19 protein-coding genes are annotated in these 19,535 nt (G+C 31.4%); 15 read left to right on the top strand and 4 right to left on the bottom strand.

The features are described from left to right. Positions 1–6: 6 nt before the first annotated feature. From FHS04_RS10055 to groL, 6 genes are all read left to right on the top strand, one after another. The gene (locus tag FHS04_RS10055) at positions 7–1,266 is read left to right on the top strand and encodes a sigma-54 interaction domain-containing protein (RefSeq protein ID WP_027880533.1); all 1,260 of its coding nucleotides are present in this window, start codon (positions 7–9) and stop codon (positions 1,264–1,266) included. 29 nt (positions 1,267–1,295) lie between these two features. Further along, on the top strand, positions 1,296–1,796 hold the full coding sequence (locus FHS04_RS10050) for an LptE family protein (RefSeq protein ID WP_027880532.1): 501 nt from the start codon (positions 1,296–1,298) through the stop codon (positions 1,794–1,796). 10 nt (positions 1,797–1,806) lie between these two features. Next, positions 1,807–2,727 (top strand): hypothetical protein, encoded by a 921-nt coding sequence (locus FHS04_RS10045; RefSeq protein ID WP_106676538.1) that lies wholly within the window; start codon positions 1,807–1,809, stop codon positions 2,725–2,727. A gap of 12 nt (positions 2,728–2,739) precedes the next feature. Continuing rightward, complete coding sequence (secG, locus tag FHS04_RS10040; RefSeq protein WP_106676535.1) at positions 2,740–3,096, top strand: preprotein translocase subunit SecG; 357 nt, start codon at positions 2,740–2,742, stop codon at positions 3,094–3,096. A 139-nt stretch (positions 3,097–3,235) separates the two neighbouring features. Then, a complete protein-coding gene (locus FHS04_RS10035) occupies positions 3,236–3,514 on the top strand; it encodes a co-chaperone GroES (protein WP_027880529.1) in 279 nt (92 codons plus the stop codon). Positions 3,515–3,587: 73 nt separating this feature from the next. Continuing rightward, on the top strand, positions 3,588–5,225 hold the full coding sequence (gene groL, locus FHS04_RS10030; protein ID WP_027880528.1) for a chaperonin GroEL: 1,638 nt from the start codon (positions 3,588–3,590) through the stop codon (positions 5,223–5,225). Between the two features lie 52 nt (positions 5,226–5,277). Here groL and FHS04_RS10025 read toward each other — a convergent pair whose 3' ends face one another. Continuing rightward, the gene (locus FHS04_RS10025) at positions 5,278–5,706 is read right to left on the bottom strand and encodes an exosortase F system-associated membrane protein (protein WP_106676533.1); all 429 of its coding nucleotides are present in this window, start codon (positions 5,704–5,706) and stop codon (positions 5,278–5,280) included. Beyond that, positions 5,699–6,250 carry an exosortase family protein XrtF gene (xrtF, locus tag FHS04_RS10020; protein WP_106676531.1) on the bottom strand — a complete coding sequence of 184 codons (552 nt, stop codon included), beginning with the start codon at positions 6,248–6,250 and terminating at the stop codon, positions 5,699–5,701. The genes FHS04_RS10025 and xrtF overlap by 8 nt, the downstream gene beginning before the upstream one ends. A gap of 80 nt (positions 6,251–6,330) precedes the next feature. Here xrtF and FHS04_RS10015 point away from each other — a divergent pair, with 80 nt between their 5' ends. The 7 genes from FHS04_RS10015 to rodA all read left to right on the top strand — a co-directional run bounded on the left by FHS04_RS10015 (position 6,331) and on the right by rodA (position 14,252). Continuing rightward, the gene (locus tag FHS04_RS10015; protein WP_106676528.1) at positions 6,331–6,786 is read left to right on the top strand and encodes a GAF domain-containing protein; all 456 of its coding nucleotides are present in this window, start codon (positions 6,331–6,333) and stop codon (positions 6,784–6,786) included. Positions 6,787–6,943: 157 nt separating this feature from the next. Continuing rightward, complete coding sequence (gene purH, locus FHS04_RS10010) at positions 6,944–8,473, top strand: bifunctional phosphoribosylaminoimidazolecarboxamide formyltransferase/IMP cyclohydrolase (protein ID WP_106676524.1); 1,530 nt, start codon at positions 6,944–6,946, stop codon at positions 8,471–8,473. A gap of 226 nt (positions 8,474–8,699) precedes the next feature. Further along, entirely contained in the window at positions 8,700–9,728 is a 1,029-nt protein-coding gene (locus tag FHS04_RS10005) for a rod shape-determining protein (RefSeq protein WP_027880522.1), read from the top strand. A 12-nt stretch (positions 9,729–9,740) separates the two neighbouring features. Further along, a complete protein-coding gene (gene mreC, locus FHS04_RS10000; RefSeq protein ID WP_106676521.1) occupies positions 9,741–10,553 on the top strand; it encodes a rod shape-determining protein MreC in 813 nt (270 codons plus the stop codon). Beyond that, positions 10,546–11,052, top strand: a complete 507-nt coding sequence (locus FHS04_RS09995) for a rod shape-determining protein MreD (RefSeq protein WP_106676518.1) — start codon at positions 10,546–10,548, stop codon at positions 11,050–11,052. The genes mreC and FHS04_RS09995 overlap by 8 nt, the downstream gene beginning before the upstream one ends. Continuing rightward, positions 11,049–12,974 carry a penicillin-binding protein 2 gene (mrdA, locus tag FHS04_RS09990; protein WP_106676515.1) on the top strand — a complete coding sequence of 642 codons (1,926 nt, stop codon included), beginning with the start codon at positions 11,049–11,051 and terminating at the stop codon, positions 12,972–12,974. Before FHS04_RS09995 ends, mrdA begins: the two co-directional genes overlap by 4 nt. Continuing rightward, entirely contained in the window at positions 12,975–14,252 is a 1,278-nt protein-coding gene (gene rodA, locus FHS04_RS09985) for a rod shape-determining protein RodA (RefSeq protein WP_106676512.1), read from the top strand. 51 nt (positions 14,253–14,303) lie between these two features. On the opposite strand, the gene FHS04_RS09980 is transcribed toward rodA, so the two are convergent. Beyond that, complete coding sequence (locus FHS04_RS09980) at positions 14,304–17,039, bottom strand: TonB-dependent receptor (protein WP_106676510.1); 2,736 nt, start codon at positions 17,037–17,039, stop codon at positions 14,304–14,306. 23 nt (positions 17,040–17,062) lie between these two features. Beyond that, positions 17,063–17,968 carry a GLPGLI family protein gene (locus FHS04_RS09975; RefSeq protein WP_106676506.1) on the bottom strand — a complete coding sequence of 302 codons (906 nt, stop codon included), beginning with the start codon at positions 17,966–17,968 and terminating at the stop codon, positions 17,063–17,065. Between the two features lie 157 nt (positions 17,969–18,125). On the opposite strand from FHS04_RS09975, the gene FHS04_RS09970 reads away from it, so the two are divergent. After that, the gene (locus tag FHS04_RS09970) at positions 18,126–18,905 is read left to right on the top strand and encodes a hypothetical protein (protein WP_106676504.1); all 780 of its coding nucleotides are present in this window, start codon (positions 18,126–18,128) and stop codon (positions 18,903–18,905) included. A gap of 2 nt (positions 18,906–18,907) precedes the next feature. After that, positions 18,908–19,522 carry a deoxynucleoside kinase gene (locus FHS04_RS09965; protein ID WP_027880514.1) on the top strand — a complete coding sequence of 205 codons (615 nt, stop codon included), beginning with the start codon at positions 18,908–18,910 and terminating at the stop codon, positions 19,520–19,522. Positions 19,523–19,535: the final 13 nt, after the last annotated feature.

Raw genomic sequence — 19,535 nt, 5'->3', positions numbered from 1 at the left:
CTTCATATGGAATCCATTCAATCAATAAAACAACGTTTCGGGATTATAGGTAATAGCGCAGGCTTAAACCGTGCTATAGAAAAAGCTATACAAGTAGCACCAACAGATATTTCTGTACTAGTCACCGGAGAAAGTGGTGTTGGTAAAGAAAGTATTCCTAAAATAATACATCAATTATCACATCGTAAACACGGTAAATACATTGCTGTAAACTGCGGTGCAATACCAGAAGGCACAATAGATAGTGAGCTTTTTGGACACGAAAAAGGAGCCTTTACCGGTGCAACACAAACACGTAGTGGTTATTTTGAAGTTGCAGATGGTGGTACCATTTTTTTAGATGAAGTTGGAGAATTACCACTTACTACACAAGTACGCCTATTACGTGTTTTAGAAAATGGCGAGTTTATTAAAGTAGGTTCTAGTAAGGTGCAAAAAACCAATGTACGTATCGTTGCTGCAACCAACGTTAATATGTTTGAAGCCATAAAAAAAGAAAAGTTTAGAGAAGACCTATATTATCGTTTAAGTACTGTAGATATTCACCTACCTCCGTTAAGAGATAGACAAGAAGACATTCATATTTTATTCAGAAAATTTGCTAGCGACTTTGCATTAAAATATAAAATGCCAACTGTTAAGCTTACAGATGATGCTGTAAATATGCTACTTAGATATCGCTGGAGCGGAAACATTAGACAGCTACGCAACGTAGCAGAACAAATCTCGGTCTTAGAACAAAATCGAACTATTAATGCGCAAACGTTACAAACTTATTTACCATCTGGAGCTAGCAATCTACCAGCTGTAGTCAATGCTTCTAAATCTGAAAGTGATTTTAGTAGCGAAAGAGAAATATTATATAAAGTTCTTTTTGACATGAAAGCCGATTTAAATGACTTAAAGAAGCTTACCATGGAGTTAATGAAAAACGGTAACGCAAAAGAAGTACAAAAAGATAACGAAGGACTTATTCAAAAAATCTATGGTGAAAATGAAAGCGATGCCGAGTTTGAAGAACAAGTACATGATTTAGAAATTTTATCAATTCCTGAGTCATCAGAAAGCAAAATATCAAGTGCAGAAGACAAATATCATTTTGCTGAAGAAATTGAAGAAGAAGAAACACTATCACTTCAAGATAAAGAATTAGAGTTAATCAAAAAATCTTTAGAGCGTCACAACGGTAAACGTAAACTTGCTGCAGAAGAGCTAGGCATAAGCGAACGCACATTATATAGAAAGATTAAACAATACGATTTATAAAAAAAGCGTTACTTTCAAAAAAAATTAAGATGAAATTACACAAAAATATATTAGTTGCCATCCTACCACTACTCTTTTTTGGTTGTGGCATCTACTCGTTTACGGGTATCGAAACTAACGCAAAAACCTTTCAAGTTAATTACTTTCAGAATAATGCCAATCTTATAGAACCAGGTTTAGATAGAGATTTTACAATAGCGCTGCAAGATCAAATCCTAAATTTAAGTAGCCTTAGTTTAGTAAACTCTAACGGAGATTTAGTTTACGAAGGAGAAATCACACAGTATCGTATATCTCCAACAACAGCAACTGCAAACAGTACAGCTGCACAAAACCGATTAACTATAGGTGTTAATGTTAGATTTTTTAACAAATTGAACGAAGAAGAAAATTTTGAAAAAAGCTTTTCTTTCTTCTACGATTATACAGGTAGCGAATTATTAAGTGGATCAACAAAAGATACAGCGTTTGAAGAAATTTTTCAACGATTAACACAAGATATCATCAACGCCTCATTAGCCAATTGGTAAAAACACAACTATGACCACTAAAGACTTTATACAAATCTTACAACAACCGCAAACCGTTAGCCAAGAGCAAACCAATGCATTAAGTGGCATTATAGAAGAGTTTCCGTATTTTCAATCAGCAAGAGCAGTATATTTAAAAGGATTAAAAAATAAAGAAAGTTTTAAGTACAACCAAGCTTTAAAACAAACAGCAGCTTACACAACAGACAGAAGTATTTTGTTTGATTTTATAACTTCAGAAAGTTTTAATCAAAACGAAATTTCAGACTACATCAAACAAAATACAGCTTACATTAACAATTTAGATGTAACTGCAGAAGACATTTCGGTTAATAAAAGCGTGACTTTTGATGACGATTTAGACACTCATATAAAAGCTACAAAAGAAATTATTAATCCAGAATTATTTCAACCTAAAATCGAAATTAAAGAAATAGCAGAGTTTAATAAAGACGAAGTTGAAACAGAAGACCAAAAAGAAAAAACACCAGAAAAGGTTTTAAATATTGGTAAACCGTTAGAATTTGATAAAACTGAAACACATAGTTTTAACGAATGGCTTAAACTAACCAGTTTTAATCCTATTGAAAGAAATGAAGACACTTCTATAGAAGAAGAAACTAATAATACTTCAGAATCTTCATCTGAACAAGAATCAGACAGAGACAAAAAATTTGAGTTAATAGATAAGTTTATAGCAAGCAACCCAAAGTTAGAACCTGCTAAAACTAGTGGCAAAAAACAAAACCTTGCAAAAGATCGGATGATACAACCAGAAGCGTTAATGACCGAAACTTTGGCAAGAATTTATGTAGAACAAAAAAATTACAAGAAGGCAATTCAGTCTTATAAAATTTTAAGTTTGAAATATCCAGAAAAAAGTGGTTTCTTTGCAGACCAAATTAAAGCAATAGAACAATTACAAGAATAAAATTATAATATAATGAATACATTTTTAATCTTCTTAATACTAATCATAGCAGTAGCTTTCTTTTTAGTAGTTGTAATTATGGTACAAAATCCAAAAGGTGGCGGATTATCTTCTTCTTTTGGTGGTGGCGGCACACAACAATTAGGTGGTGTTAAGAAAACAACAGACTTTTTAGACAAAAGTACTTGGACATTAGCAATTGCATTATTAGTGTTAATATTAACATCTAGTTTAGCAATACCTAGACAAGGTGTTACTTCAGATTCTAAAATTTTAGAAAATGATAACATCGAGTTACCTGCACCAGCAGAAACACCTGCAACAGACAACACGTCTACTCCAGTAGATACAACTACAATAGGACAATAGTTATTACTATAAAATATATCAAAAATGCCAACTTTTACAGTTGGCATTTTTTGTTTCTGAAAGTTTGTCAGTCCTATGTCATTGGCACATTTTTGGCTAATTGATGATAGTAAAATTTAATAATCTAAAAATATATACAATGAGTAAACTAAACATTAAACCACTTGCAGATCGTGTTCTTGTAGAACCGCTTCCTGCCGAAACACAAACAGCGTCTGGTTTATACATTCCAGATACAGCACAAGAAAAGCAACACAAAGGAACTATAGTTGCAGTTGGTAACGGTAAAAAAGATGAGCCTTTAACTGTTAAAGTTGGTGATACTGTACTTTACGGTAAATACTCTGGTTCTGAAATCAAATTAGATGGTAAGGACTACTTAATGATGCGCGAAGAAGACATCATGGCAATTATTTAAGATTATTCTAAACCTAAATTAAGATTTAGAACATTCATTATTAACAATTCCAAAAACATTAAATTAAATAAAAATGGCAAAAGATATAAAATTTGATATTGAAGCTCGCGACGGATTAAAACGTGGTGTAGATGCTTTAGCAAATGCAGTAAAAGTAACATTAGGACCAAAAGGTAGAAACGTAACTATTAGTCGTTCTTTTGGTGCACCAGTAGTAACAAAAGATGGTGTAAGTGTTGCTAAAGAAGTAGAATTAGAAGACGCTCTAGAAAATATGGGCGCACAAATGGTAAAAGAAGTTGCTTCTAAAACCAATGACCTTGCTGGTGATGGTACAACTACTGCTACCGTTTTAGCTCAAGCAATAGTAAAAGAAGGATTAAAAAACGTAGCTGCTGGTGCCAACCCAATGGACTTAAAACGTGGTATCGACAAAGCTGTAGAAGCTATCGTAACCGATTTAGGTAAACAAGCTAAAGAAGTTGGAGACTCTTCAGAAAAAATTAAGCAAGTAGCTTCAATATCTGCAAATAACGATGATGTTATTGGAGATTTAATAGCTAAAGCATTTAGCAAAGTAGGTAAAGAAGGTGTAATTACTGTAGAAGAAGCAAAAGGAACAGATACTTATGTAGACGTTGTAGAAGGTATGCAGTTTGACAGAGGTTATTTATCTCCTTACTTCGTTACTGATAGCGAAAAAATGGTTACAGATTTAGAAAATCCTTACATTTTATTATACGATAAAAAAGTGTCTACAATGAAGGATTTATTACCTGTTTTAGAGCCTGTTGCTCAATCTGGTAAACCTTTATTAATCATCGCAGAAGATGTAGATGGAGAGGCTTTAGCCACTTTAGTAGTAAATAAATTACGTGGTTCTTTAAAAATTGCTGCTGTAAAAGCACCAGGATTTGGAGATCGTCGTAAAGCTATGTTAGAAGATATTGCAATCTTAACTGGCGGTACTGTTGTAAGTGAAGAAAGAGGTTACACTCTAGAAAACACAACTCTTGATATGTTAGGTACTGCAGAACGCGTAACTATTGATAAAGACAATACTACTGTTGTTAATGGTGCTGGTGATAAAGACATGATTACAAATAGAGTTAATCAAATTAAAGCACAAATTGAAACAACAACTAGCGACTACGATAAAGAAAAACTACAAGAGCGTTTAGCTAAGTTAGCAGGCGGTGTAGCTGTACTTTATGTTGGTGCTGCTAGTGAAGTAGAAATGAAAGAAAAGAAAGACCGTGTAGATGATGCACTTCATGCAACTCGTGCAGCTGTAGAAGAAGGTATTGTTGCTGGTGGTGGTGTTGCTTTAGTTAGAGCAAAATCTGTTTTAGAAAAATTAACTACAGATAATTTAGACGAAACTACAGGTATTCAAATTGTAGCTAGAGCTATCGAAGCGCCTTTAAGAACTATTGTTGAAAACGCTGGCGGAGAAGGTAGTGTTGTAGTAGCAAAAGTAATTGAAGGTAAAAAAGACTTTGGTTACGATGCAAAATCTGAAGCATACGTAGATATGCTTAAAGCTGGTATTATAGACCCTAAAAAAGTAACTCGTGTAGCATTAGAAAATGCAGCTTCTGTTTCTGGAATGATCTTAACTACCGAATGTGCTTTAGTAGACATTAAAGAAGACAATCCATCTGGAGGAATGCCTGCAGGAATGGGCGGAGGTATGCCAGGAATGATGTAATATTATCAAATAAATAATACTAAAAAACCACTTCAAAATTGAAGTGGTTTTTTTAAGTCTTTAACCGTTGATAATAATAAGCTGGCAAAAGCAATAACAATATTAAAGGCTGAATTAAAAAGCGCCTAATATTAAAAAACACGTAGTAATCTTCTTGTTTTGGATTTAAAACAAAGTACAAGAAAAGTGTAATTAAAATGAAATAAGAAATCGAATAAACTATTACCGAAAACTTCACAACACTTTTATCTTTAAAAAACAGATATAAAATACCTAAAGAAATAATGGTGTTAATCCCATATCGCAATGTTGTAAAAGCTACCAATTTTGCAACTTCGCGTCTTGGCGAGTCCAAATACAAATAGTCATTTTGAAAAAACACCAAGTACGGATCATAAAACAATTCGTTTTCAAAAAAACGCACTAAAGCTAATAAGCAAAACAGCAAACCTATCCATATATATTTAGCATATTTACCCATTAGTTTTCTTGATTTTAGAAAAACGATTCACCCAAAACATCCATAATAAAAATACCATTCCGTAAATTATTCCTGGAAAAATCACAGAGTGTAAAATTTCTTTTCGCCAAGGATAATGATACAATCCAATTGCTAAAATTACTATTCTAAAAAGATTAACTGTATAAATTAAAACACTACCTGACAAAATATAAAAAAAGGTGGTTTTTGGTTTACCTGCAAAAGCTACAACAAAAGCAATAAATAAAATTATAACACTTGTACCGTTACAACCTTCTATTACTCTTGCAACATATTTTTCATTAACTAAAAGTTTCATTGAAGGCTCGTCAGGATGTGGCAAAACTTGACTATCGTACCCAAAACTATCTAATAAAATTTCAGATTGGTTAGCAACCAAATTTGTCACGTAATCAGGATAATAAATCGTTCCTTTAGACAGCTCTAGATATTGACTATAAACAAAACTTAGCACACCATAAACCAATAAAAAAGTGATTATAAATTTAATAACAGACTTGTATTGTATTAATAAAGATTTCAAATGCGTAAATAGAAAAAAAATAGTTTTATAAATGTGGAAATTACACCTTTTTAAATACTTTTACCAAAAATTTTATGAAAATGAGTTTTGATACACTAAAACCTCAAGTTGAAGCTATAATTGCTAATTCTTCTTTATCTAAAGACGAAAAACTTTTAAACATCTGTAAACTTCTAGAAACCAATATAGAATATTATAATTGGGTTGGATTTTACTTTAAAAACGGTGATAAAAACGAACTTAAATTAGGTCCTTATGTTGGCGAACCAACAGATCATACAATTATCCCATTTGGTAAAGGTATTTGTGGTCAAGTTGCAGTAAGTAACAAAAATTTTGTCGTTCCAGATGTTTCTGCACAAGACAACTATATCGCATGTAGCATTACTGTAAAAGCCGAAATTGTAATTCCTATTTTTGTTAACGGAGAAAACATTGGTCAAATAGATATAGATTCTAACACTCCAGATCCGTTTACAGAAGCAGACGAACGTTTTTTAGAATTTGTTTGCCAAAAAGTAGCATCAATATTATAAATCGTAACAAATCAACAACTTACAAAAAGCAACTATTTCTTATAGTTGCTTTTTTTTATGTTAACAACTTATATTTTTTAGTTAAAAAAACTATAACAAACAAAGTTGAAAAAAACTTGAAATTCATTACATTTGATGGCTTATTAACACAACTATAATGAGCAACAAAACAATTAAATCTGCATTAATTTCAGTATTTAGCAAAGATGGTTTAGAGCCAATTGTTAAAGAACTTGACAAACAAGGTGTATCCATCTACTCTACTGGTGGTACAGAAAAATTCATTAAAGATTTAGGTATTAACGTCATTCCTGTAGAAGATGTAACATCTTACCCTTCTATTTTAGGTGGTCGCGTTAAAACATTACACCCAAAAGTATTTGGTGGTATTTTAAATCGTCAAAATCATGATGGCGATGTTAAAGAAATGAAAGACTTTGACATACCACAAATAGACGTTGTAATCGTAGATCTTTATCCGTTTGAAAAAACGGTAGCTTCTGGCGCATCAAACCAAGATATCATAGAAAAAATTGATATTGGCGGAATTTCTTTAATACGTGCTGCTGCAAAAAATTATGCAGATGTTATTTGTGTGTCTTCTGTAGATGATTATGCTGAATTTTTAGAGCTAATCACAGACAAAAAAGGAAATTTAAGCGAAGACGATCGTAAGCGTTTTGCTGCAAAAGCATTTAATGTATCATCGCATTACGATTCGGCAATCTTCAACTATTTCAATACCACTGAAAATATTCCTGCTTACAAATTAAGCGAAACTAAAGGTCAAGTTTTAAGATATGGCGAAAATCCTCATCAAGACGGTTTCTTCTTTGGTGATTTTGACGCTATGTTTACAAAATTACACGGTAAAGAATTAAGCTACAACAACCTTTTAGATGTCGATGCTGCTGTAAATTTAATAAACGAATTTAAAGGCGAAGCACCAACTTTTGCAATATTAAAACATAATAATGCTTGTGGTTTTGCACAACGTAGTACAATAAAACAAGCTTATGCAGATGCATTAGCAGGAGATCCTGTTTCTGCTTTTGGAGGTATATTAATTTCTAATGTTGAAATTGATGCTGACACTGCTGCAGATATTCATAATTTATTCTGTGAAGTTGTAATTGCACCTTCATTTTCTGATGAAGCTTTAGAGATTTTAAAAGGAAAGAAAAACCGTATTCTTTTAATCTTAAAAGACACACCGCTTTCTGCTAAAACTGTAAGAACATGTTTAAACGGTGTTTTAGTACAAGATAAAGATAATAAGACTGATGTTGTAGAAGATTTTACTTATGCAACAAACACAAAACCAACAGATGCCGAAATTGAAGATTTAATCTTTGCTTCAAAGATTTGTAAGCACACAAAATCTAATACAATTGTTTTAGTAAAAGACAAACAACTTTGTGCTAGTGGAACAGGTCAAACTAGTCGTGTAGATGCTTTAAATCAAGCTATACATAAAGCAACATCTTTCAATTTTGATTTAAAAGGAAGCGTAATGGCAAGTGATGCGTTTTTCCCATTTCCAGATTGTGTCGAAATTGCAGGAAACGCTGGTATAACAAGCGTTATTCAACCTGGCGGATCTATAAAAGACCAATTAAGTGTTGATTATTGTAATGATAATAATATTTCAATGGTCATGACTGGGACACGTCATTTTAAACACTAATTTCTATTTAAAATATATTTAAAAGCTTCAGTTAAACACTGAAGCTTTTTTTATGCAAATAATTTCAACTTCAATAAAATAAAACTTAAAAAAATCTGTTACTTGAAAAGGAATTTATATCTTAATAAAATTAAGTAGCAAGTAAATTATTAAATTCACAATAATTTCAGCATTTTTCTTACTTTTACACCATCATATACTAATAGCAAATAATTACACGTAGCGCATGGGTTTTTTTGACTTTTTAACTGAAGAAATCGCAATAGATTTAGGAACAGCAAACACACTTATTATTCATAACGATAAGGTTGTGGTTGATGCGCCTTCCATAGTTGCCAGAGATAGAGTTTCTGGAAAAATCATTGCAGTTGGTCAAGAAGCTAACATGATGCAAGGTAAAACGCATGAAAATATCAAAACTATTAGACCTCTAAAAGACGGTGTAATTGCAGATTTTGATGCGTCAGAGCAAATGATTAGTATGTTTATTAAAAACATACCTGCGTTAAAGAAAAAGCTATTTACACCTGCCTTAACAATGGTTATTTGTATTCCTTCAGGAATTACAGAAGTTGAAATGCGCGCCGTAAAAGAAAGTGCAGAACGTGTTAACGGTAAAGAAGTATACCTAATCCACGAGCCTATGGCTGCAGCAATTGGTATTGGTGTAGATATTATGCAACCTAAAGGAAACATGATTGTTGACATAGGTGGAGGAACTACAGAAATTGCAGTTATTGCTCTTGGTGGTATTGTTTGTGATAAATCTGTGAAGATTGCAGGAGACGTTTTTACAAACGATATTATATACTACATGCGTACACAACACAACCTTTATGTTGGAGAGCGTACTGCTGAAAAAATTAAAATCCAAATTGGCGCTGCTACCGAAGATTTAGATTTACCACCAGAGGACATGAGTGTTCAAGGTAGAGATTTGTTAACAGGTAAACCAAAACAGGTACAAATATCGTATAGAGAAATAGCTAAGGCATTAGACAAGTCTATTTTGCGTATTGAAGATGCGGTAATGGAAACATTATCTCAAACACCTCCAGAATTAGCTGCAGATATTTACAATACAGGTATTTACTTAGCTGGTGGAGGATCTATGTTACGTGGTTTAGACAAGCGTCTTTCTCAAAAAACAGATTTACCTGTTTACATTGCAGAAGACCCATTACGTGCTGTAGTTAGAGGAACAGGTATTACGCTAAAAAACATAGGTAGATTTAAAGGCGTATTGATCAAGTAGGATAAAAACACTATGCAACAAATTGTAAATTTCATTTTAAGAAACAAATCGTTTTTGTTTTTCTTGTTGCTACTGTCTATCTCGGTTTCACTTACAATTCAATCACATTCTTATCACAGAAGTAAGTTTATAAATTCTGCTAATTTTTTTACTGGAGGACTTTATAATACTAGCAACTCAATTTCTAGTTATTTTAACTTAGAAGAAGAAAACCAAAAACTTAATAAAGAAAACGCTAGACTTAACACATTAATTGGTAATACTAAAAAGGAAAGTATTAGCTATATAGACACTACAACTTTTGAAAACACTTTTAAGTTTACACCTGCTAGAATAATTAAAAACAGCTACTCTAAGCAACAAAATGTTTTATTAATTAATAAAGGCAAAAAAGATAGTATAAAAGACGACTTAGCTGTTATTGACAATAATAAGATTATAGGTATTACAGCCAATTACAACTCAAAATACGCTACTGTTATTTCAATATTAAATACAACAAGTCGTATTAGTGCACAACTTAAAAAAACTAATCATTTTGGGACTTTAAGTTGGAACGGAAAGTCTCCAAAAATTGTACAATTAACAGATATTCAAAAAAACGCTCCAGTTAAAATTGGAGATACTATTATAACTTCTGGTAGATCGTCAATTTTTCCAAAAGGAATACTTATTGGCTCTATCAAAGATTTTAAACTAGATATTACAGAGAATTATTACGAAATAAACGTTTCATTGTTTAATGACATGACCAATTTAGAGCATGTTATGGTTATAGAAAACAAAGACAAATCATTAATTGAAGATTTATTAAACAATGAATAATTTATTATCTATACATACATTAAGGTTTTTACTGCTAATAGTTTTTCAAGTATTACTTTTTAATCATATTGACTTTTTAGGCTACGTAAACCCATACATTTACATACTTTTTATTGCATTATACCCTGTAAAAAACAATCGTATGTTGTTTTTATTTTTAAGTTTTTTACTAGGGTTAATTATAGATTTTTTCATGGATTCTGGCGGTATAAATGCAACAGCTTCTTTAATTATAGCCTTTATTAGACCTGCTGTATTAAAGTTTAGCTTTGGTGCAGTATACGAACACAATGTGTTAAAATTTAACAACACTAATTTTATTCAAAAACTGGCTTACTTTAGCATCTTGATAGTTATTCATCATTTCTTTTACTTTTTGATGGAATTTTTTAACATTTCTAAAATAATTTTAATCTTAAAAAACACGTTATTATCCAGCATTTTTACTATACTACTTAGTATTTTAATAACTACTATTTTTAGCAAAAAATCTAAATGAGAAAATATATACTTTTCTTTTTTGTAATTATTGTTGGCATCATATTTATAGGCAGATTGTTATACTTGCAAGTATTTAACAGTCATGCCCAAAGTATTTATGATGACAATGCAATTAGAACAGTTTTTAATTATCCTAAACGAGGTTTTGTATACGACAGAAATGGTAAACTTTTAGTATCAAACCAACCATCTTATGATGTCATGGTTATTCCTAGGGATGTCAAACCTTTAGATACTTTAGAGTTTTGTTCACTTTTAAAAATCAACAAAGAACAGTTTTTAAATAAATATAATAAAGCTAGGCATTACTCACCAAGACTACCTTCTGTTTTTGTTTCTCATTTAGCAAAAGAAGATTACGCTATCCTTCAAGAAAAAATGAGAAAATATAAAGGATTTTATATTCAAAAAAGATCCTTAAGAAAATACGAAACCAATATTGGCGCAAATGTTTTAGGAGACATAGGAGAAGTCAATAGCAGAGATATAGCAAAAGACAATTACTACCATAGTGGAGATTTAATAGGTAAGCAAGGTGTAGAAGCTTCTTATGAAAACATATTACGCGGACAAAAAGGGATTAAGTTTATCCAAAAAGATATCCATAATCAAGATATAGGACCTTATAAAAACGGTAAATATGACACGCTACCAAGAGCTGGTAAAGACATAAAAATTACAATTGATGCAGATTTACAAGCTTATGGAGAGTTACTAATGACCAATAAACGTGGTGGAGTAATAGCTATAGAACCAAAAACAGGAGAAATCTTAGCAATGGTTTCTGCTCCTACTTACAACCCAAATAGTTTAGTTGGAAGAAATAGAAGCAAAAACTTTACAAAACTATTTAACGACTCTATTGCAAAACCCTTATTTAACAGAAGCTTGCAAGGTGTTTACGAGCCAGGTTCACCGTTTAAATTAATGAATGCTCTTATTGCTTTAGAAGAAAACGTTATGTCCCCTAATGAAAAAGTAACATGTTATCACGGTATTAAATATGGTAACCGTTTTATGGGATGTCACTGTCCTTCTGGTAAAAGAAATGATATGATTGAAGGTATTGAAGAGTCTTGTAATGCTTATTTTTTAACAGCTTATAGACGCATATTAGATAAATATGAAAACGCATCTGTAGGTATTGACAAATGGAGTAAGCATGTAAAAAGCTTTGGCTTAGGTAACTACTTAAATAACGATCTTTTTGTTGGTCAAAAAGGACGAATTCCCGATAGAGAGTACTATAGCTACCAATATCCAAAAACCTTCTACTCTACTTATACTGTGTCTAATGCAATTGGACAAGGTGAAGTTGCTACAACACCTATACAATTGGCAAATATGACTGCCGCAATAGCTAACAGAGGTTATTACTTTACGCCACACATTATTAAGTCTATAGAAGGAGATACTATTCCTGAAAGTTTTAAAACACCAAAATATACTTCTATAAGCAAAGAAAATTTTGAACCAGTAATTGAAGGTATGCACCAAGTTTACAAAACTGGTACTGCAAGTAGCCTTAAAATAAAAGATATTGAAATCTGCGGAAAAACTGGTACAGTAGAAAATTTTACCAGAATTGATAGTGTAAGAACACAGCTTACTGACCATTCTATTTTTGTGGCATTTGCACCAAAAGACGACCCAAAAATTGCAATTGCTGTTTTTGTTGAAAATGGATATTGGGGAAGCAGATTTGCAGGAAAAGTTGCTAGTTTAATGATTGAAAAACATTTAAAAGGCGAAATCACAAGAACAGATTTAGAAGACTGGCTACTTTCACACAGTCTTGAAAACGAATACGCAAAACCTTATTCTGGTAAACCATTTAAAATTAATGGTCAAACTGAGTTACAAGTCATTCCGCCAGAAGAATTTAATAAACTAAAACAAAAGTTAAACCAGCTTAACTAAATGCTAAGAGAAACAGACAGACATTTTAAATTTGATTGGCTAACCATAATACTATTTTTTTTATTAGTAGGATTTGGATGGGTTAATATACTATCTGCATCACATTCAGGTGATGCTATAGAACTTTTTAATTTTAGTCATTCTTACAGTAAACAATTAATATTTATTGGTTTATCTGTAGTTTTAATTATCTTTATTTTGTCTCTAGAAGCTAAATTTTACGAACGGTTTTCTAGTATTTTTTACCTCATCTCAATAGTTTCTTTAGTTGGTTTATTCATCTTTGGTAAGAATATTAACGGAGCCACTTCTTGGTACGCAATAGGATCTATGACACTTCAACCAAGTGAGTTTGCAAAAACAGCTACTGCGCTTGCTGTTGCAAAATACTTAAGCGATTTAAACACAGATATTAAAAGTTTTTCGGATCAATTAAAACTTTTTGGTATTATTGTGTTACCTGCTCTATTAATTTTACTTCAAAAAGATGCAGGTAGTACCTTGGTGTATAGTGCTTTCTTCTTTGTTTTATATAGAGAAGGTTTACCTCAAATCTATTTAGTTATTGCGGTTTTAATAGTTTTACTTTCTATTTCTGCATTAAAATTTGGACTAATAATTACTTTATTAGTTACTGCTTTTATAGTGCTAACTCATCATTTTACCAGGAAAAAGAGACCATCATTTTTTCAACCTTTAATGGTCATTTTAATATCCGGAGCTTTAGCATTTACTGTAAGGTTTATTTATCAAAACTTTTTACCAGTCCATCAAAAAGACCGTATTACAATTTGGTTAAGCTTAGAAAAAGACCCTGTTAAATTGAAGCAAATGAAACAAACCATAGCTTACAATTTAAATGAATCTGAAAAAGCTATAAGTAATGGTGGTTTTGCAGGAAAAGGTTTTTTACAAGGTACACGAACTACAGGAAATTTTGTACCAGAACAACATACAGATTACATTTTTACAACAGTTGGTGAAGAATGGGGATTTATTGGTAGCACACTTACTGTTATTGTATTTGTATTGCTAATTGTAAGGGTAATTATTTTAGCAGAACGTCAAAAAAATCAATTTAGCCGCATGTATGGTTATGCGGTTGCTAGTATTTTATTTATACACTTTAATATTAATATTGGCATGGTCATGGGATTAATCCCAACCATTGGCATACCGCTTCCGTTTTTTAGTTATGGTGGCTCTGGTCTTTGGGGATTTACTATTTTACTATTCATTTTTATTAAATTAGATTCTAATAGAATTAATGAGTGGTAATAAAAAAAGCGCCTTTTAAAAAGCGCTTTTTTATCGGACTAAAATTCAATACTATAAATTATATATAACTCTTAGTGTTAAAAATCTTGGTTGTATGTAGTACTGACTTGTACTTACAGAAAATGTTCCGTTGCTTGTTTGGTTTCTTGTAGCTGTATCTAACAAGTTTGTTGCTTTAAGCTCATATTCCCATTTACTATCATTTGTTTTACGATACGCTAAAGAGGCATTCCATAAATCAAAAGAGTTTATAGTTTCATCTTCATTTCTTAAATTACTGTATGTATAGTCTGTCTTAAAAGTTAACTTTTTGAAGATTAACGCATCAAATTCAATAGTTGGTGCATTGGTATAAAACTTAGTTCTTGTATTACCTTGATCGCTATCTTGAATGCTGTAACGGTAGCTTACTTCAAAATTAGGTGCTTCTAAAAAGTTAGAACGGATACTTGCTGTATAAGTTTGATTATAATTTTCGTTAACCGAAACAATATCGTTAATTAACTGGTTAAATTTTGTGTAGGCAAAACTACCTCTTACACTACCTTGTAGCTTACCAAATCGTCTTTGAAAACGTCCGCTTGCTGTAAAAGATTCGTCTTCAAAACCTGAGTTAAAAGGTGTACTACTTCTAATTACAGAACCGTCTTGAAACACCGATCTTGTCCTAATATTATCAATACTTTTTGTGTAATTTAAAAAGGCAAACACGTTAGTATAATTAAACATATTAAAGCTGAAATAACTTAAATTTAAGTTATGTGACAATGCACTTTCTAGATCTGGATTACCAATAAAAGTCGAATTGTAATTATTTAAAACTAATCCTCTAGCAAACTGATTAACATCTGTAAATTGGGTTTGCATTCTATAATTAAAACTTAAATTTTCTGATTGTTTAAGCTGAACACGAACATTTAAATCTGGTAATAATCTGAAAAAGTTATCTTTAGTTTCTTCTCCAAACTGTGTATTAACCGCGCTATAAGCATGAGCCGAAACACCAGGACTAATAGTAAACTTACCTGTTTTCCAACGGTAATGCATACCTAAATATACATCGCTAAAGGTGTAATCTGTATCATTTATATCTGTTACACCTGCAATTGGTGTTGTATCTAACTCATTTCCGTTATCTAACACTTGAAAAATATTAGAGTTAAACTGTTGTTTGCTGTAAATTGTCCCGATAGTAAAATTAATATCGCTCTTCTTATTAAGAATGTTCCAGTAATCTAATTTAGCGTCTAATTGATTAGATTTTACACGCTTCTCTTGATTAACATCGTATAAATTTTGATCTGTATTTAAGCCTAAAGCAAATGCAGTATTATCAAAAGCATCATTATCTACATCTGCATTGTTTGTAGGATCATTTTCTAAAACCGCTTTATAAAAAGGATCTTCATCTTGTATTAAATGTTGTGCAGATAATGCAAAAATATTATTCTCGTCATGCGTGTAGTAGTAGTTTAAATTCTGATTGATACTGTATGGATTTGAATTTTGATTTTCGTCAATGCCACCAACTACAGAAGATAATACTACTTGATCTTGAGACTCTTTAGATGTACGTCCAACAATATCATAATCTAGTTGATTATTAGTGTTAGGCTTGTATTTAGCACTTAATTTAATCATTCCTAAATCACTTTTTTGATGTGTGTTAGTCTCTGTTTGTTCATTAGGAATATTTAAACTTTGGTCTGTATAAATTACATTTTGGTTTTCTTGTAAGTCTATACGACTACTAGAAAAAATACCAAAACCACTTAAGTCTAATGTCTTTTTTGGTGAAAAACTGAAGTTAGCTGCACCAAACTTTGTATTAATATCTTTAGCTTGGTTATTTTGTAGTTGAAGGAAACTTAGGTTATTATTTCCTAGACTGATGTTGGTTCCACTTTGCTGACTTGGCATTTGGAAACCACCAGAAAAGTTAAAAATGTCACGACGTGTTAAAGCCAACTCACCAACATTATTTAAATCACCAATAAAGTTGATGCTTTTTTCTGGACTGTAATAAAACAATTTAGGTTGTGCTAGGTATAAAGTTTTGTCTGGAGAGTCACCAATACCACCTGTAATTGTACCAAACCAAAAGTTTTTCTTTCCTTCTTTTAACTTAATATTTATAGCAATATTATCTTGATTATTAGTTACACCGCTAAGTTGACCAACTTCTGAATAGTTTTTTAAAACCTGCACTTTATCTACTGCATTTGCAGGAATATTTTTAGTTGCTAATTTAGAATCGCCATCAAAAAAGTCTTTACCATCTACCATGACTTTTCCAACAGCTTTACCTTCTACTTCAATTTCACCTTCATCATTTACTTCTACACCTGGAAGTTTTTCCAGGACATCACCAAGTTTTCTTTCGGTTCCGTTTTTAAAAGAATCTGCGTTATAAACTATGGTATCGCCACTAATAGTTACAGGCATTTCATAGGTTAATTCAACTTCATCTAAGCTATCATCAAAAGACATTGTAAAGTCTTTTTCTACATTTGCTTCTTTAGTCTCTACAGTCTCTGATAAAGATTGCATACCGATATAGCTCACGGTAATTGTATAGGTAGAATTTTCTTCTAAATTTAACTTGAAACGACCTTTATCGTTGGTGATCCCGTAAGAATCTAAATTTTTTGTTGCTTGGTTTATAGCTACTACGTTGGCTAACTCTAAACCAACACCTGTACTATCTTTTACTACACCTTGAAATGTAACCTGTGCAAAAGATGTACTTGCTAGTAAAAATACTAGTAGTTTTATTATATTTTTCATATCGTAAGTTGGTAAGTACTTGGTTAGTTTCTTCTACCGCCACGTCTTGCTCTAAACATGGCACGCATTTCTTCCATTTTCTTTTTTACTATGTCTTGATACTCTTCTCTACCAACTTCTTTACCTTTAGTTGGTTTTTTGATTTCCTTTTTATTTTCAGGATTTAAAGTTATTTTAGTACAAAGAATAGTTGTTCTTCCTGAGTTTATTTCTAAAATCAATCCTGGTAATCCCCAATATTCTCCAGGTCCAGCGCTTACTGGTATTTGCATAGTATACCATGCTGTAATCTCTATTTCTTCAGGGATTTCTATCTCATCAAATGGATCTTTAAATTCTTCTTTTTTTGTGCTATCTTTTTGTACTTCTGCATCTTCTTTCTCGTCATCTTTTTTCTTGTCTTCATCTCTATCTCTACGACGCATATTTGTCCAATCTGCAGCATCTACCTTTTTTACAGCTGTTGCTTTAAAACACATGTATTGACCAATTTGTTTGGTTTCGCCTGTCATTTTCCATTCGTATTTTGGTAAACTATCATTAATTAAAAACTGCTTACCAAAAAACTCTTGATCTTGTAAGTACTCGTTTGTTTTTACATTTTTATAAACTGGACCATTGCTTCCCATTCCGCCCATCATACGCATTCCTCCTTGTGCTGGCGACTCTAAAGCTTCGTCTTCTTTATACATCGATTCTGTTTTGTTAAACGTAAGTATAAAGGTTTTTTCTAGCATAGATTTCATACGCTCCATAATCATTTTCTTACGTTCTGGACTAAGCTCTCTGCCTCCAAAGTTATCTAAATCTACTGTCGTTTTTGACATGTAAACTGCTTCTCCTTGAAAATCGTTTTGGGCATGTAAACCAAAAGCAATCAACATAATAAATATTGATGCATAGGTTTTTAAGGTAGTTCTTAAATTCATTTTAAAAATTTTAAGTATTAAATTTTAATCTTTTATTAGACTTTGAAATTAACCAATAGTTTAATTGTTAAATGTTAATTATTTACTAATAAAAAATTAGTAGTAAAATTGCTGATTTTGTTACAAATATGGTTTGAAATTTGTACATTGTATCTTAATGAAACAGCTTTTAATTTTACTTGCTTTTGTTAGCTCTTCTTGTTTTGCTCAAGAAGAAATCACTACTACTCTTATTGAAAAAAAATCTCTAAAAGCAGATTGGCTAGTTGGCATAGATAATTTTGAAGCAACTTACTTTATAAAAAACAACACCTTTAAAAAAGCGACTAGCAAAGACACTTTAAACTATAGTAACTTTCAGTTAGGTCAAATTACTAGTGCTAACGCTTTTAACTCTTTAAAGATTAATTTGTTTTATTCGGACTTTAATACGGTTATTATTCTTGACAACCGTCTAGCTGAAGTAGCAAAAATTGATTTTAATTCTACTGAAAATTATAAAAACATCACCCATATCACTACTGGTTTTGATAATACTATTTGGATTTACAATCAAGACTTTCAGTATTTAGAATTATTTGATTTTCAAACTAAAAAAACACGTTATAAAACTATACCTGTAAGCTCTAAAGTTTTAGACCTAACTAGTAATTATAACTACTGTTGGTTACTAACAGATAATTTTTTATACTGCTATAACTACTTTGGTAGCTTAGTTTATAAAATACCAAACACTGGTTTTACAAAACTTCAAGCCACTAAAGAAAACTTAATCATAAAAACCAATGATGGGTTAATCTATTACAACTCAAAAGACCAAACACAAAAAGAAATCAAAACTTCAAATATGTTAATAAATCAGTTTTTTGTAACCAATCAAATCCTGTATATTTACACCCTTAATTTTTTATCTAAATTTCAACTTAAAACCGACTAATTATGCACGTTGCTGTAGCAGGAAATATAGGCGCAGGTAAAACTACGCTAACCAAATTATTAGCTAAACACTTTAACTGGGAAGCTCAATTAGAAGATGTTGTAGACAACCCATATTTAGACGATTTTTATAACCAAATGGAACGTTGGAGTTTTAACCTACAAGTTTATTTTTTAAATAGTCGTTTTAGACAAGTCACCCAAATAAACGAAAGTGGTAAAGACATTATACAAGACCGTACCATTTACGAAGATGCACATATTTTTGCACCTAACCTTCATGCTATGGGACTAATGACAAATCGTGATTATGAAAATTACAAATCACTTTTTGATCTTATGCAATCTTTTGTGCCAGGTCCAGACTTATTGATATATTTACGTAGTTCTATTCAAAATTTAGTAGCTCAAATCCACAAAAGAGGTCGTGATTATGAAAACTCTATAAGCATCGATTATTTAAGCCGACTTAATGAGCGTTACGAAGCTTGGATACATAATTATGACAAAGGAAACTTATTAATAATTGACGTAGATAATTTAGATTTTGTTGCAAATCCTGAAGACTTAGGTAATATCATTAATAAAATAGACGCGCAAATTAACGGATTATTTTAGATTTTTTTTGGCG

This window comes from Mesoflavibacter zeaxanthinifaciens subsp. sabulilitoris (genome assembly GCF_014191595.1).
Lineage (GTDB): Bacteria > Bacteroidota > Bacteroidia > Flavobacteriales > Flavobacteriaceae > Mesoflavibacter > Mesoflavibacter zeaxanthinifaciens.
Note: the sequence above shows the minus strand (reverse complement) of the source record. Positions and strands in the feature narration are given on the sequence as shown.

What these genes read in the sequence shown, in the direction of transcription:
- mreC (WP_106676521.1), top strand. Translation starts at nt 9,741, where the DNA reads ATGCAACAAATTGTAAATTTCATTTTAAGAAACAAATCGTTTTTGTTT.
- FHS04_RS10055 (WP_027880533.1), top strand. Translation starts at nt 7, where the DNA reads ATGGAATCCATTCAATCAATAAAACAACGTTTCGGGATTATAGGTAAT.
- FHS04_RS10025 (WP_106676533.1), bottom strand. Translation starts at nt 5,706, where the DNA reads ATGGGTAAATATGCTAAATATATATGGATAGGTTTGCTGTTTTGCTTA.
- FHS04_RS10035 (WP_027880529.1), top strand. Translation starts at nt 3,236, where the DNA reads ATGAGTAAACTAAACATTAAACCACTTGCAGATCGTGTTCTTGTAGAA.
- FHS04_RS09980 (WP_106676510.1), bottom strand. Translation starts at nt 17,039, where the DNA reads ATGAAAAATATAATAAAACTACTAGTATTTTTACTAGCAAGTACATCT.
- FHS04_RS10045 (WP_106676538.1), top strand. Translation starts at nt 1,807, where the DNA reads ATGACCACTAAAGACTTTATACAAATCTTACAACAACCGCAAACCGTT.
- FHS04_RS10050 (WP_027880532.1), top strand. Translation starts at nt 1,296, where the DNA reads ATGAAATTACACAAAAATATATTAGTTGCCATCCTACCACTACTCTTT.
- FHS04_RS09965 (WP_027880514.1), top strand. Translation starts at nt 18,908, where the DNA reads ATGCACGTTGCTGTAGCAGGAAATATAGGCGCAGGTAAAACTACGCTA.
- FHS04_RS10005 (WP_027880522.1), top strand. Translation starts at nt 8,700, where the DNA reads ATGGGTTTTTTTGACTTTTTAACTGAAGAAATCGCAATAGATTTAGGA.
- FHS04_RS09995 (WP_106676518.1), top strand. Translation starts at nt 10,546, where the DNA reads ATGAATAATTTATTATCTATACATACATTAAGGTTTTTACTGCTAATA.
- rodA (WP_106676512.1), top strand. Translation starts at nt 12,975, where the DNA reads ATGCTAAGAGAAACAGACAGACATTTTAAATTTGATTGGCTAACCATA.
- FHS04_RS09975 (WP_106676506.1), bottom strand. Translation starts at nt 17,968, where the DNA reads ATGAATTTAAGAACTACCTTAAAAACCTATGCATCAATATTTATTATG.
- secG (WP_106676535.1), top strand. Translation starts at nt 2,740, where the DNA reads ATGAATACATTTTTAATCTTCTTAATACTAATCATAGCAGTAGCTTTC.
- FHS04_RS10015 (WP_106676528.1), top strand. Translation starts at nt 6,331, where the DNA reads ATGAGTTTTGATACACTAAAACCTCAAGTTGAAGCTATAATTGCTAAT.
- groL (WP_027880528.1), top strand. Translation starts at nt 3,588, where the DNA reads ATGGCAAAAGATATAAAATTTGATATTGAAGCTCGCGACGGATTAAAA.
- mrdA (WP_106676515.1), top strand. Translation starts at nt 11,049, where the DNA reads ATGAGAAAATATATACTTTTCTTTTTTGTAATTATTGTTGGCATCATA.
- FHS04_RS09970 (WP_106676504.1), top strand. Translation starts at nt 18,126, where the DNA reads ATGAAACAGCTTTTAATTTTACTTGCTTTTGTTAGCTCTTCTTGTTTT.
- purH (WP_106676524.1), top strand. Translation starts at nt 6,944, where the DNA reads ATGAGCAACAAAACAATTAAATCTGCATTAATTTCAGTATTTAGCAAA.